Here is a 12,335-nt window from a genome sequence, read left to right on the forward strand (position 1 = left end):
TAAACGAAAAACGCCTGTCCGCTGTCGACGAGCCTACTCGTCGGCGTCGACCGCCACTTCGTCGGCGTCGACGTCGACGGCGGCCTCCTCTTCGGCGGCGACCTCGCGCGGTCGCGCTTCGAGGGTCAGCTTCTGGACCTCGACGCGGCGGAGCGGGTAGATCTCCTTGGCGTCGCCGTAGATGGCCGACGAGAGGTTCCCGTCGACGATCGCGTCGACGAACGCCTCAAAGGTGCGCTCCTCGGCGGCGGCGTGGACCTTGTCGATCATGACGCGGCGGATCGCCTTCTCCTGGGAGCGGTCCGCCTTCTTGGTCGTCAGCGCGACGGGCTGGACGCGGATACGGTAGTCGTCAGTCGTCAGCACCGTGATCGACGCCTCGACCTTCGAGGCGCCGCGGCGGACGAGCGAGCGCAGGTAGTCGCGCGTCAGCTCGTACTTGATGAACTCGGTGTACGCCGAGTCGCTGCCCACGTCGGTGATCTTGAAGGTCAGCTTCGTGTTGTTCGCGTTGGAGTCGCCCGTCAGCTGGTCGAGCGTCGTCGTGATGGTGCGCCCGACGACCTGCTGGGGCTCCTCGGCGAGGGTCTCGCCGAGCTGCTGTCGGTCGAACTGTTCGGGCGCCAGCACGTTGTACCAGCGCTTCTGTTCTCTGCTCTTGGATACGGATCGTTCGCTCATGTGTCGGGTAGTGTGTCGGTGTCGGTCGTCTGCGGTTCGTCTGTGGAGTCGGAGTGGAGTTCGGCTGCGGTGCCGCCCGGCGGCTCGTCCGCGGTGTCGGCCGACCGGTCGGCGGCGCCGTCGGCCGGCGGCGCGTCCCGGGCGTGCTCGCCGGCGCGCTCGATCACGCGGTCGGCGACGCGGAGGTTCACGAGGTGGTCGTCCAGCGTGGACTGGAGCCCCCCGGTCGTCGGTCGCGCGACGGTACAGGCGACGGTGTCGCCGTCGACCCGCGTGCGCATCGAGTTGGTCTCGTCCGGGCCGAGCGCGGCCGCGACGGTCGCGGCGTCGGCGTGCGTCGTGCGGACCGTCGCGGTCCGGTCGGCGTCGTCGGCCATCTCAGATCGCCTCCCTGAGCGCGGCCAGCGCCGCCGTCACGTCGCCGCCGGCGTCGGTCGCGCCGGTCTGGTTCGCACCCGTCTCGTCTGCGTCGCCGACGGAGACCCCGCCGCGTGCGGCGGTCCCCCAGCCGGTGCCGCCGACTTCGCCGGCGGCGGTCCGGCAGGCGTCGCCGAGTCCGATCGGATCGGCGGCCGCGGCCGCGAGTCGCCCCGCGCTCTCGTCGAGCGCGACCGCGACCGGCTCCGGCGACCGGAAGTCGCGGACCAGCCGAGCGACCGTCGGGAGGATCGCGGGCGACCCGTCGGCCGCCGCGGCGTCGACGCGAGCGACGACGCAGCCGTCGTATCGGCCGATCGTCGCGGCGTCGACCGCGCGGTGGGCCGCCAGTCCGTGGCGGCGCCACGCGTCGAGCGCGGCCGTCAGGAGCGACTCGTCCGGGTCGCCGGCGAGCGCGAGCGCGACCCCCGTTCCGGGCGCTTCCCGGGCGAGGGCGTCGAGCACGTCGGCGTAGCCGCCGACCGTCTCGAAGGGGCCGTCCGTCGCGTACGGGCGGAGCGCGCGCTCGACCGACGAGGCCGCGCGGGCGCTCACGCCGTCGCCGTCGACGGCGTCGACCGCGACCAGCGACGCGAGTCGCCGGCGGTCGTCCGCGGTCGGCTCGGCCGGCAGTTCCAGGGGGGCGAGCGCGTCGCGCGCCGCCTCGGGGTCGCCGGAGTACCGCGTCGACGCGAGCGTCGAGGCCGCGAGGGCCTCGAATCGCGACGGAGCCGCTTCGGAGCCGCCGGAGACCGGAAGCGCGACGCCGGGGCGCCGCTCGACGCGACCGGCTCGCTCCGCGGCGTCGAGCGCGTCGCCGGAGCCGTCGGCGCCCGGGATCGACCCGGCCGCGACGACGCCGGCGAGCGCGACCACGGGGTCGGGCTCGGCGCCGAGCGCGCTGGCGACCGCGAAGGCCGCCGCGCTCGTCGGTCGTCCGTCCGCGTGGACCGCGTGCGGTCCGCGATCGACGCCGACGGCTACCGCGACGCCGTCGTCGACGTCGCCGGGCACCGGGTCGCGGCCGATCCGCGCCTGGAACGGCGTGCCGGCCGCTCGGAGCGCTCGCGCGAGCAGCCCCGCGGCTGCCAGCGCGTCGCCGTCGTCGGTCGCGACGAGCCGAACGAACGGCGCGTCTGCGAGGACGCCGGCGAGCGCGTCGGGGGCGGGCGTGGCGGACGTCGCTTCGGTCATGTGGGTGAGGTGGTCGGCGTGGTGGCTACCGCTCGGGCCGCGTTACTCCTCGAGGTACTCGACGGCGTTCTCGTAGGTGTACGTGAACTCCTCGTCGATCTCGTCGCCGCGGTAGTAGTTCGCGAGGCGACGGATCTTCGACTCCGTGTTCTGGAGCGCGCGCTTGTTCTGGTGGTCCTGCCCGTTCTCCTCCATGTGCTCGCGCAGGCCGATCGCCTGCGACATGAGGTTACGGAGGTCCTCGGGGATGTCGGCGTCGGCGTCGTGTTCGTCGAGGATCTCGGTGACCTTCTTGCCGGTCGCCAGCTTCACGTCGGGGACCGGGACGCCCTTGACGCCCTCGTCGCGCAGCTTGAGGCCGATGACGCTGGGGTCGTGGCCCTGTTCCGCCAGTTCGACGACGCGGGACTCGATGTCCTCGGCGTCGACGTCGCTCCACTCCGGGGTCTCGTCCGTCGCCGGTTTGTCCGAACCGGACGAACCGCGACGGCGCGTGTGCATTCGTGCCATTGTCTGTCTGGTTGGAACGGCACAACCGCAACGTGACCGCGACTCCGCGCGGCGCGGCTACGAACCACTCCCGATCGAGCGGTCCGACCGGACGGCCCGCGCGAGCGGACGGTCCGACCGCGACGCCGGAGGCGTCGGCGCACTGCTACATTCCCAAGCCGCGGGCGAAAGAGCCCCGGCGAGTCGGATCTGCAGCTGTGCTGTTCCCGTTCCGACGGTCGCCGTCGGGGGTCTTAAGGGTGTTCTTGTCGGCCCGGACGCCACCCGTTTCGGGCCGCACACGGCCCCTGACGGGGCTTCCGTCGCCGTGTTTCGCGTCGGGTCCGTCAGACGGAGCGGACACGGGGATTTAGGTAGGTCGTCGGCATGCGGGGGCGTGTGAGAAAGAGATGACCGAAACAGCAGACGGCGCTCCGTCCGCGACCGACGGCGGGGGGCAACCCGACGGCGGCGAGTTCGGTATCGACGACGGGGGCGACGACGGCCCGCGGATCGAGTTCCGCGGCGGGAAGTGGGCGAGCACGGTCCCGCTCGTCTTCTTCATCGGGTGGGCGATCCTCCAGAGCGGCGTCCTCGGTATCGGCGACACCAACGGCCTCGTGGTGGGCGCGCTTATCGGAACGACCCTCGGGATGTTCCTCGTCCGGGGCGACTGGAAGGCGTACGCGGACACCATCTTCGAGGGGATGACCCAGCGCGTGGCCGCGACCGCCATCGTCGCGTGGCTGTGGGCCGGGATGTTCGCCGAGACGCTCCAGGTCGGCGGGTTCGTCGAGGGACTCATCTTCGCCGCCGACGCCCTCGCGATCGGGGCGGCGTCGTTCCCCGCGGCCGCGTTCGTCCTCTGTGGCCTCCTCGCGACCGGGATCGGGACGGGGTACGGCGCCACCGTGGCGTTCGTGACCCTCTTTTTCCCGGCCGGGGTCCTCATCGGCGCGAATCCGGTGCTGCTGTTCGCGGCCATCCTCTCGGGCGCCGTCTTCGGCGACAACCTCGCGCCCGTCAGCGACACGACGATCGTGAGCGCGGTGACCCAAGACGCCGACATCGGCGGCGTCGTCGCCTCGCGGTTCAAGTACGCGATCACGGCGGCGGTGCCGGCGTTCGCCGCGTACCTGATCGCGGGCTCGATCATGTCCGGCGTGGAGCTTGAGGGCGCCGTCGCGCTCCGCGAGTCCGCGAACGCCCTCGGGCTGGTTCACCTGCTCTCGATGGGCGTCGTCATCGTCACGGCGGTCGCGGGCCGCCACATCGTCGAGGCGATCTCGTGGGGGCTCGTCGTCGCCGTCGTCTTCAACCTCCTGTTCGGCCTGGCGAGCGCGAGCGACATCGTGGTCTTCACCGTCACGGAGGCCGGGTCGCTCTCCGGGCTTCCGGTCGTCGAAGTCGGCGAGACCGCCGGCGTCGGCGGGAGCCTCTACTCCGGCGCCGTCGGCTTCTTCCCGCTCATCGTCCTCACGCTGCTCATCGTCGCGATGGCGCAGATCATGATCCGCGGCGGCGGCTTCGAGGCGATCCAGACGTTCCTCCTGAACCGCGTCGCGACGACCGTCCGCCGGGCCGAGTTGACGATGGTCCTCGGCACCGCGGCGGTCAACGGGATGATCACGATCAACACCGCGGCCGAGATCGCGATCGCTCCGTACATCGCCCGCATCGGTGAGAAATTCAACATCAACGGCTACCGGCGCGCGAACATCTTAGACGCCAACACCTCCGCGCTCGGCTACATCTTCCCGTGGGCGGGCGGCGTCCTCGTCGGCTACCAGGTGATGGTCGGGCCGGACGGCCTCGGCGCCGAGTACGGCCCCGAGATGGTGGTCAACCCGATCGAGGTCGTGCCCTTCGTCTTCCACGGCTGGTTCCTCGTGGCGGTGTTCCTGATCGCCGCGGTGACCGGCTTCGGTCGGGAGTACATCCCCGACCGCACCTCCGAGGAGGTGTCGCGCGCATGAGCGTCTTCGACAAGTTCCTCGCGGGGTGGTCGTTCCGCGGGTCGACCCCCGATTACGCGGCCGGCGACGCGCTCGAAGTCATGGTGACCGGCGTCGAGGACGGCGGCAGGACCGCCGTCGCCCGCATCGGCGACTCGACGCTGCGGATCGAGGGAGCGCCCGCGGACGCCGTGAACACCCGCGTGCTCGTCGACGTGGAGTCGTGGGACGAGTCGGCCCACGCCGGGCGAGCGACCTACCGCGAGACGGTCGGCGAGAGCGCGTTCTGATCGGCGGTCGACGGTTCGGTTTACTTTTCGATCGATTCCGTCGATCACGTATGGATGGGGAGCAACGAGGCAGTGACGAACTCTTCCAAAGCCCCAGCCTCGTCGGCGGACTACGTCCGGCTGTAAGCGAGAGCTTTGGTCTCGCCCCGTCAGTCGCCTCCGCTTCGCGCCGGCGACCTCGCGCGTGCTGTCGCCAGCGCAAAGCGCCGGCTTCCAGAGGGACCGGAGGTCCCTCGGGGCTCGGCCGCGGGGCGGCCTCGCAGGCACGCGCCACCGTGTTATTTTAAATAACATATCGCCGGAGCGGTGTTCAGCCGCCGCGAATCGACGTGGAGCGGCGCGGACCGGGGCGCTTTTGAAGACCACGCTCGAAATCGTACGCGTGCTATCGGTCGAGCTACACGCGCACTCCGCGCTGTCGTACGACGGGCGCGACCCGGTCGACCTCCTCTTAGAGCAGGCGGCCGCGGTCGGCCTCGACGCGCTCGCCGTCACCGACCACGACGAGATCGACGCCAGCATCGAGGCGGCCGAGAAGGCCCCCGACTACGGCCTCGTCGGTATCGTCGGCATGGAGGTGACGAGCGCGGTCGGCCACGTCCTCGCGTTCGGCATCGAGGAGCGCGTCGAGAGCGGGCTTCCCTTCGACGAGACGCTCGACCGGATCCGCGATCAGGGCGGGATCGCGGTCGTCCCCCACCCCTTCCAGAAGTCCCGCCACGGCGTCGCCGCGCACGTCACCGACGAGCAGCTGGCGAGCGCCGACGCGATCGAGGTGTACAACTCCCGGCTGTTCACCGGGCGCTCGAACCGACAGGCCGAGAAGTTCGCGGTCCGCAACGGGCTCCCGATGACCGCCGGCAGCGACGCCCACATCTCCGAGATGGTCGGACAGGCCGTGACGGAGGTGGGCGCCGACGACCGCTCCGCCGCCGCGATCCTCGACGGCATCGCGGACGGCCGGACGAGCGTCGTCGGGAAGCGCACCCCGTGGCGGGTGTCGCTCAGACAGTTCGGCGGGGGCGCGAAACGCCGCGCGCTCCGCGCGATAGACGCCTTGCGGTGACCGCGATGCCGCCGACCTCCTCCGAAGACGCGGCGCTCCGGGGCGCCGGCGCCGAACGCGTCCGAGCCGCCCTCCGCGACGCGGACCCCCTTCCCGGCGGACGCGGATTCGCCGGTCTTCTGACCGAGCCCGCGGACCGAAGCGAACCGGTACTCGTTCGGGACGTCCTCGGCCGCCAGCCGCTGTTCGTCGAGCGCGACGCGCTCGACCCGAAACGCGACCGCCGACCGACGGCGGCCGACGCGTGGGGCTTCGACCGGCGTGCGCTCGACGACCCGGAGCCGGTACCGGCCGGAAGCGTCGTGTCGACGGCCGGCACCGAGCGCGTCTGGCGACTCCCCGACGCCGGCCCGACGACCGACCGAGCGGCCGCGCAGTCCGCGGTCGACGACGCGGTGACCGCCGCGCTCGACGACCTCGCCGCCGCTGCGGCGTCCGAGGGACCCGACGGCGGCGACCTCGCTGTCGCCTTCTCCGGCGGCGTCGACTCCGGGCTCGTCGCCGCCGCGGTCCCGGACGCGCCCTGCTACGTCGCCGGCTTCGAGGGGTGTCACGACGTCTCAGCCGCTCGCGAGGCGGCGGTCGAGATGGACCGCGACCTGCGGGTCGTCGAGATCACGCACGACGACCTCACGCGCGCCGTCCGCGCGGTCGCGGCCGCCACCGGGCGACGGAACCCGATGGACGTCGCCATCGCGGTGCCGCTGTTCCTGACGGCCGAGGCGGCCGCGGCCGACGGAATCGACCGACTCGCCGTCGGCCAGGGCGCCGACGAGCTGTTCGGCGGCTACAGTAAGGTCGTCGACCCCGCCGAGGACGCCCGCGTCGACGCCGACACCGTCCGCGGGGCGCGGACCGAGACGGTCCGGAGCCTCCCCGGCCAACTGGAGCGCGACGTGCTCGCGCTCCGGGCGGCCGGCGTCGAACCCGTGACGCCGCTGCTGGACGACGGGGTGATCGCGGCCGCGCTGGCGCTGCCGGGCGACCTGCTCGTCGACGGCGACGAGCGGAAGGTGGGACTTCGGCGGGTCGCGGCGGGACGCGTGCCGGCGTCGGTCGGCACCGCGGACAAGAAGGCGGTCCAGTACGGGACGTACGTCTCCCGGGAGCTCGATCGGCTCGCCCGACAGGCGGGGTACAAGCGGCGGATGGACGACCACGTCGGGCGGTACATCGAGGCGCTGTGCGCCGAGGAAAAACCGGCCGGTGAGGGCCGGAACTGACCAAGTCGCCGCACGGAGTACCAGTCCTGCGGCCGACGCCCGTTTCGTCGGGCGTCTGTTCGAAAATCGGGCGGATAGGTATAAAATACGGGTAGTACCGACAAATATGACGCCCGTAAGGGAAGAATCAAAAACGAACGGGCAACTATCTCAGCAATTACTGTCGTATCTCTGTATCGGAAACGCCATTTGCCGGTGAAAATTCACGCCTTCCGGTCGAACCGTGATCGGACGGCGTCTCTCGATCCTCGTCAGCGGACCAGATACGGGTCGTTCCCGGCGACGAACCGGCCGAGGTCGCTCTCGCGACGGAAGTCGGTCGATCGGAGCTCTCGGAGCGCCGCGACGAGTCGCTCGGCGTCTCCGTCCGACCAGTCGGCCGGGTCTTTGATCGGGACGACGAGCCAGCCGGCGCCGAGCAGCTCCTCGCCGTGGAGCGCGTCCATGTCGACCTCCGTCTTCCAGGCTCGCGCGGTGTAGGCCTCTAACACGTGACCGGTCGCTCGCGCGCCCACCGGGAGCAGGACGTGGGCCGCGATGGCGCGGAGTTCCGCGTCGAAGAAGCGCTCCATGTCCGCGTACGACCCCTCGTCCGGGGCCTCGTCGCCCCCGCACATGTGGAGGTACGAGAGGAACGTCCGGTCGGTCCGGATCGGGTCGAGCGCGGTCGGATCGCCGTCGATCGCGACCCCGTCGGCGTCGACGCCCTCGGCGAGCCCCGCGATCAGTCCGGCCTCGGTCAGCGCCGACAGGAACGCCGGTGACCACGGTTCGCCGGTGAAGGGGACGCCCGCCGCGGTCCCGCCGTGGACCCCCGGCCGGTCGCCGACGACGTGGAACTCGGCGTTGGCGTCGCCGTAGCCGGGAACGAACGAGGGGCAGTCGGGGCGCATCCCGAAGGGATTCCGGATCCGGTCCGTGACGTTCTGCACGCGACGAGGTAGGCGCGGGTCGAGTTAAATCTCGTTCGGTCCGGCGCGGACCGCGGCGGACCGGTCCCGCCGCGACACCGGGCGAGCGGCCCCGATGCGAGGCGCACGAGCCGCCTTGGATTCACATAACTTACAGAGAAGAACGCGGTCCGACCCGCTTGGGATACGCCTCGATCGCCGGAGTGCGGAAGATGTTTCAGGATCGTTAATTTATGATCGAAAACCGCACGACAGCGTCGGGATCGACTCGGCGGTCGGCACGGAAGGTATTTATATATCCCTCCGTTCGGGTAGGCCAGAAGTCCAATGTTCGACCGCATCCGCACGGCGGCCCTCTTCGGGCTCCACCAAGCGACCGTCGCCGCCGGGATCTCGCTTTTCCCGGTGGCCGTCTTCGCGCGCCAGCGACTCGGTATCAACGTTCCCCTCGGCCGACTCGTCGAGACGACGGGTCAGGCGTACGAGACCGTCAGCGAGGAGTGATCGCCGGCGCTCGGCCGCCTTTTTCGCGTCAGACTTCGTTCCGAACCGGTCCGGAGCGCCGGCGTCGTCGATCGCGACGGACGGTTCGAACCCGGTCCCGTCGGGCGATCGCTCCGCGGCGACGGATAGGCTCGTCGGAACCGGTCGGCGGCCCCCGAAGGGTTGCTTTTATCAGCGCGCCGGGCTTACAGATGGCTAATGCGAACACCGACTGACAACCTCTCGGACGGCCCGTCCGTCGAACTCGGCCGCGACCAGCCGGTCTTCGGACCGGAGCTCGGCGAGTTCGACCAGAGCGAGCAGCGCGCCGCCGCCGGAGGCGACGGCGAGGGCATGAAGACGGGGACGACGACCGTCGGGATCAAGACGGCCGACGGCGTCGTTCTCGCGACCGACATGCGAGCCTCGCTCGGCGGCATGGTCTCCTCGAAGGACGTCCAGAAGGTTGAGGAAGTCCACCCCCGCGGCGCGCTCACCATCGCCGGCTCCGTCTCCCCGGCACAGAATCTCATCTCCACGCTCCGCGCCGAGACGAGCCTCTACGAGGCCCGCCGCGGCAAGGACATGTCGATGGAAGCGCTGTCGACTCTGACGGGGAATCTCCTCCGCTCCGGCGCGTTCTTCGTCGTCAGCCCGATCCTCGGCGGCGTCGACGACGAGGGCTCGCACATCTACTCCATCGACCCCCTCGGCGGCACGACCGAAGAGGAGTACACCGTCACCGGCTCCGGGTCGCAGTACGCGCTCGGTGTCTTAGAACAGGAGTACCACGACGACGTCGACATCGACGAGGCGGAGACCATCGCCGCGAAGGCGATCCAGTCCGCGGTCGAGCGCGACCTCGCGTCCGGCAACGGGATCAACGTCGCCGTCGTCACCGACGATGGCGTCGACATCACCCGCCACAAGGACTTCGACGGCCTCCTGTAAGCGGTCACGCCGAGCGGTCGAGGACGGCTCGCGGTCGAGGACCCCTCCGTATCGACACACTGTCTCGAATTTTCCCGAAAGCGCTACCGACGGGACCGATCCCCTGATCGGCCGGGGATCACCGCTTGAGTCCCGGCGGCGCGCGGATCCCGTCGCCCCAGTAGAACCGCGGGCCGAAGAGGAGATAGCCACACGAGAGGAAAAGCAGCGCGAACGCGAACCCTTCCCCGATCCACGCGGGAAGCGCGTTCGTCGCCATGTGGCCGGCCGGCGTGAGGATCACCGCCGCCTGAACGGCGCCCATCACGAGCGCGTCCTGCGCGTGGAGGTCCGGGTAGGTGACGCCGGTGCCCATGAGCAGCGCGAACGCGGTCGTCGCCGCGACGAGGAGGAACGGGGCCGTGTAGCCGGCGATGACGGCGGCCGCGAGCACCGTCGCCGCCAGCGTCGTCGGGACGCCGACCGTCTCGCGGGCGCCGTCCTCGTCGGCGGTGTAGAGCCCGAGGCGGGCGACCGCGGCGGCGACGAACAGCGCGCCGGCGCCCACGCCGCCGGCGACGAGAACGGGGTCCGTCGCGAGCGAGCGTCCGTCGCGAACGACGGCCGCGACGAGGACGGCGGGCGCGACCCCGAAGGAGGCGACGTCCGCCAGCGAGTCGAGGTACGGGCCGGCCGGCGTCGAACCGCGGTGGCGGGCGACGACCCCGTCGAGCCCGTCCGCGACGGCGGCGAGGAGCACCAACCGGGCCGCGAGCGCGACGTCGACCGTCGCGGCGACGACGGCGAGGAAGCCGACGCCGGCGTTGGCGACGGTCACCGCGTCCGCGAGCCCGAGGCGCCGAACGAACCGCAGAGGCATACCGTATCGGTCGACGAGGCGGGTTTTAGGGCTTGTTATCTCGTCGACTGCGGGCCGACCGCCGGGGATTCACGCGCCGGCGACGGCCGCGGCGCCGTGAGAACGAGACCGGACAGAACGGAGACCGGCCGTCAGGGCACGTGCCAGATGCCGCGGCCGAAGTCGAGCCACTCGCCGACCACGACGTGCGGCATCGCGATGACACAGACGAAGATGGTGTAGAAGGCGACGGCGCCAGACAGCAGCGAACCGCCGGAGAGCGGGTTGGGCGCGACGGTCCACAGGGCCGTCGCGACGCCCGCCGTGGCCAGCGCGCCGACGACGAGGACGCCCCACGCCACGACGAGCGAGACGCCCTCGGTCCGGCTGGGCCGCTCGCGCTCGACGATCATGCTCCGCGCCGACTGCCGCATGGAGTACCAAAGCGGGAAGTAGAGACCGATGGCGACGACCACGGGCACGAGCGCGAAGTACGCGACGAGCAGCAGCGTCTCGGCGGCGTCGAGGAGCCACGACCGACTCACGCCGCCGGTCGAGCGCCAGCTGGTCGCGAGCCCGCCGCCGAGGTGGACGAGCACCGCGAGCCCGTACGCGGCGCCGATCGCCGTGGTGAACGCCTCCGGCGAGGAGGCGGCGGGACCCGCCAACTGGCCGTCGAAGACGCCGAGCATGATGCCGGTGAAGCCGTAGAAGGTCTCCGTCCAGAAGACGGCGGGGACGAGCATCACGGCCCCGCCGCGGACCAGCGCCGCCAGCGCCCGCTGGGAACGGGTCCGGAGGTGGTCGGTGCCGACCAAGGCGTCCATCACGCGGAGGTCCCCGTGGCCGCCCTTCGCGACGGCCGTCCCGAACGCGAGCGCGAGCGCGGGCAGCGGCGCGACCACGAACAGCGCCACGAACGAGGCGACGAAGCCGACGTAGAGCCCGACGTACCGCGCGCCGAACGGGACCCCTCGCCGTCGGAGGTTCGAGAAGTGTTCGTAGCCGCCGTGCGGGAGGTTCAACGCGACCATCCCGACGAGGTACGCGATCATCTGGGTTCGGAGCGACACGTCGGTGCCCGCCGCGGACAGCGCGCCGAAGCCGACCGCGAGCAGGAGCAGCGACGCGCGAGACGCACCGATGGCCGTCCGTTCCGGTTCACCGAGGAGCCGCCGCACCGGGCTCACCGTCGATGTCGACATGGACGGACGTACGGTCGGTACGGGGTTAGGGCCTCGTCGTCATTATTGGGTATTTTATATTCCCCTCGTCGCGGCGAGGACGCCCTCCGGAGCGTTTCGACGGGGACGGTCGGTGCGAACGTCGCGGGACCGCAAAATCGCTCGGTGCGTGCGGCTCGTTGCCACGGGAGCCGCGATCGCTGTCAGTACGTGTGGATCACTTCGCCGCAACGCACGCACTCGATCGTGTCCGAGCGGAACAGTCGTTCCTTCTTCTCGGTCGGCCCGTTACACTCGGGGCAGACGCCGAGGTTGCGCCCGTCGGCGACGCGGGCGGAGAGGTCGAGGAACTGGTCTTCGAGCTTGTCGATCTGCTCGGACTGTTCCTCGACGACCGACTGGAGGTCCTCGATCGTCTCCTCGCGCTCTTCGACCGCGGTGGACAGCTCGTCGATGCGCTGTTCGTAGGCGTCGATCGCCTCGACATCGATGGTGACGTCGTCGGTCTCCTCCGCCTCCGCTTCGGCGGTGGTCTCGATCGATTCGGTCTCCGTTTCGGCTTCGTCTTCGGCCATGTGCCACCTAACGTGCCCCAGGGTCATTACTTTCAGCCCGACAAGGTTCCCCCCGAGCGGGGACGCGGTCGGGACAAC

The 12,335-nt window shown here is 70.9% G+C and carries 14 protein-coding genes; 6 read left to right on the forward strand and 8 right to left on the reverse strand.

The genetic code is table 11. The features are described 5' to 3' along the window. Positions 1 to 33: 33 nt before the first annotated feature. The 4 genes from ACZ5KW_RS15740 to ACZ5KW_RS15755 are packed head-to-tail and all read right to left on the reverse strand — an operon-like array spanning position 34 to position 2,802. Positions 34 to 681, reverse strand: a complete 648-nt coding sequence (locus tag ACZ5KW_RS15740) for a 30S ribosomal protein S3ae (RefSeq protein ID WP_343777281.1) — start codon at positions 679 to 681, stop codon at positions 34 to 36. After that, entirely contained in the window at positions 678 to 1,058 is a 381-nt protein-coding gene (locus ACZ5KW_RS15745; RefSeq protein WP_343777279.1) for a KEOPS complex subunit Pcc1, read from the reverse strand. Before ACZ5KW_RS15745 ends, ACZ5KW_RS15740 begins: the two co-directional genes overlap by 4 nt. A gap of 1 nt (position 1,059) precedes the next feature. Then, complete coding sequence (locus tag ACZ5KW_RS15750) at positions 1,060 to 2,292, reverse strand: exonuclease RecJ (protein ID WP_343777277.1); 1,233 nt, start codon at positions 2,290 to 2,292, stop codon at positions 1,060 to 1,062. A gap of 42 nt (positions 2,293 to 2,334) precedes the next feature. Next, the gene (locus tag ACZ5KW_RS15755; protein WP_343777275.1) at positions 2,335 to 2,802 is read right to left on the reverse strand and encodes a 30S ribosomal protein S15; all 468 of its coding nucleotides are present in this window, start codon (positions 2,800 to 2,802) and stop codon (positions 2,335 to 2,337) included. Positions 2,803 to 3,191: 389 nt separating this feature from the next. Between ACZ5KW_RS15755 and ACZ5KW_RS15760 the strand changes: the two genes are divergently transcribed. The 4 genes from ACZ5KW_RS15760 to ACZ5KW_RS15775 all read left to right on the forward strand — a co-directional run bounded on the left by ACZ5KW_RS15760 (position 3,192) and on the right by ACZ5KW_RS15775 (position 7,315). Next, positions 3,192 to 4,757, forward strand: coding sequence for a Na+/H+ antiporter NhaC family protein (locus ACZ5KW_RS15760; protein WP_343777274.1), 1,566 nt, complete (start codon positions 3,192 to 3,194; stop codon positions 4,755 to 4,757). Further along, the gene (locus tag ACZ5KW_RS15765; RefSeq protein ID WP_343777273.1) at positions 4,754 to 5,026 is read left to right on the forward strand and encodes a DUF7513 family protein; all 273 of its coding nucleotides are present in this window, start codon (positions 4,754 to 4,756) and stop codon (positions 5,024 to 5,026) included. Before ACZ5KW_RS15760 ends, ACZ5KW_RS15765 begins: the two co-directional genes overlap by 4 nt. A 382-nt stretch (positions 5,027 to 5,408) precedes the next feature. Continuing rightward, the gene (locus ACZ5KW_RS15770) at positions 5,409 to 6,092 is read left to right on the forward strand and encodes a PHP domain-containing protein (protein ID WP_343777272.1); all 684 of its coding nucleotides are present in this window, start codon (positions 5,409 to 5,411) and stop codon (positions 6,090 to 6,092) included. Between the two features lie 5 nt (positions 6,093 to 6,097). Beyond that, positions 6,098 to 7,315 carry an asparagine synthase C-terminal domain-containing protein gene (locus ACZ5KW_RS15775; RefSeq protein ID WP_343777270.1) on the forward strand — a complete coding sequence of 406 codons (1,218 nt, stop codon included), beginning with the start codon at positions 6,098 to 6,100 and terminating at the stop codon, positions 7,313 to 7,315. A gap of 251 nt (positions 7,316 to 7,566) precedes the next feature. On the opposite strand, the gene ACZ5KW_RS15780 is transcribed toward ACZ5KW_RS15775, so the two are convergent. Beyond that, entirely contained in the window at positions 7,567 to 8,247 is a 681-nt protein-coding gene (locus tag ACZ5KW_RS15780; RefSeq protein WP_343777268.1) for a uracil-DNA glycosylase family protein, read from the reverse strand. 306 nt (positions 8,248 to 8,553) lie between these two features. Here ACZ5KW_RS15780 and ACZ5KW_RS15785 point away from each other — a divergent pair, with 306 nt between their 5' ends. Together ACZ5KW_RS15785 and psmB are read left to right on the forward strand one after the other, a co-directional pair. Next, entirely contained in the window at positions 8,554 to 8,730 is a 177-nt protein-coding gene (locus ACZ5KW_RS15785; RefSeq protein WP_343777266.1) for a hypothetical protein, read from the forward strand. A 198-nt stretch (positions 8,731 to 8,928) separates the two neighbouring features. Beyond that, positions 8,929 to 9,660 (forward strand): archaeal proteasome endopeptidase complex subunit beta, encoded by a 732-nt coding sequence (psmB, locus tag ACZ5KW_RS15790; protein ID WP_343777264.1) that lies wholly within the window; start codon positions 8,929 to 8,931, stop codon positions 9,658 to 9,660. Between the two features lie 118 nt (positions 9,661 to 9,778). Here psmB and ACZ5KW_RS15795 read toward each other — a convergent pair whose 3' ends face one another. The 3 genes from ACZ5KW_RS15795 to ACZ5KW_RS15805 all read right to left on the reverse strand — a co-directional run bounded on the left by ACZ5KW_RS15795 (position 9,779) and on the right by ACZ5KW_RS15805 (position 12,257). Beyond that, entirely contained in the window at positions 9,779 to 10,519 is a 741-nt protein-coding gene (locus ACZ5KW_RS15795) for a protein sorting system archaetidylserine synthase (RefSeq protein ID WP_343777262.1), read from the reverse strand. A 131-nt stretch (positions 10,520 to 10,650) separates the two neighbouring features. Beyond that, on the reverse strand, positions 10,651 to 11,703 hold the full coding sequence (locus tag ACZ5KW_RS15800) for a Brp/Blh family beta-carotene 15,15'-dioxygenase (protein ID WP_343777261.1): 1,053 nt from the start codon (positions 11,701 to 11,703) through the stop codon (positions 10,651 to 10,653). 182 nt (positions 11,704 to 11,885) lie between these two features. Further along, on the reverse strand, positions 11,886 to 12,257 hold the full coding sequence (locus ACZ5KW_RS15805; RefSeq protein ID WP_343777260.1) for a SlyX family protein: 372 nt from the start codon (positions 12,255 to 12,257) through the stop codon (positions 11,886 to 11,888). Positions 12,258 to 12,335: the final 78 nt, after the last annotated feature.

It is taken from the genome of Halorubrum ejinorense (assembly GCF_055389685.1).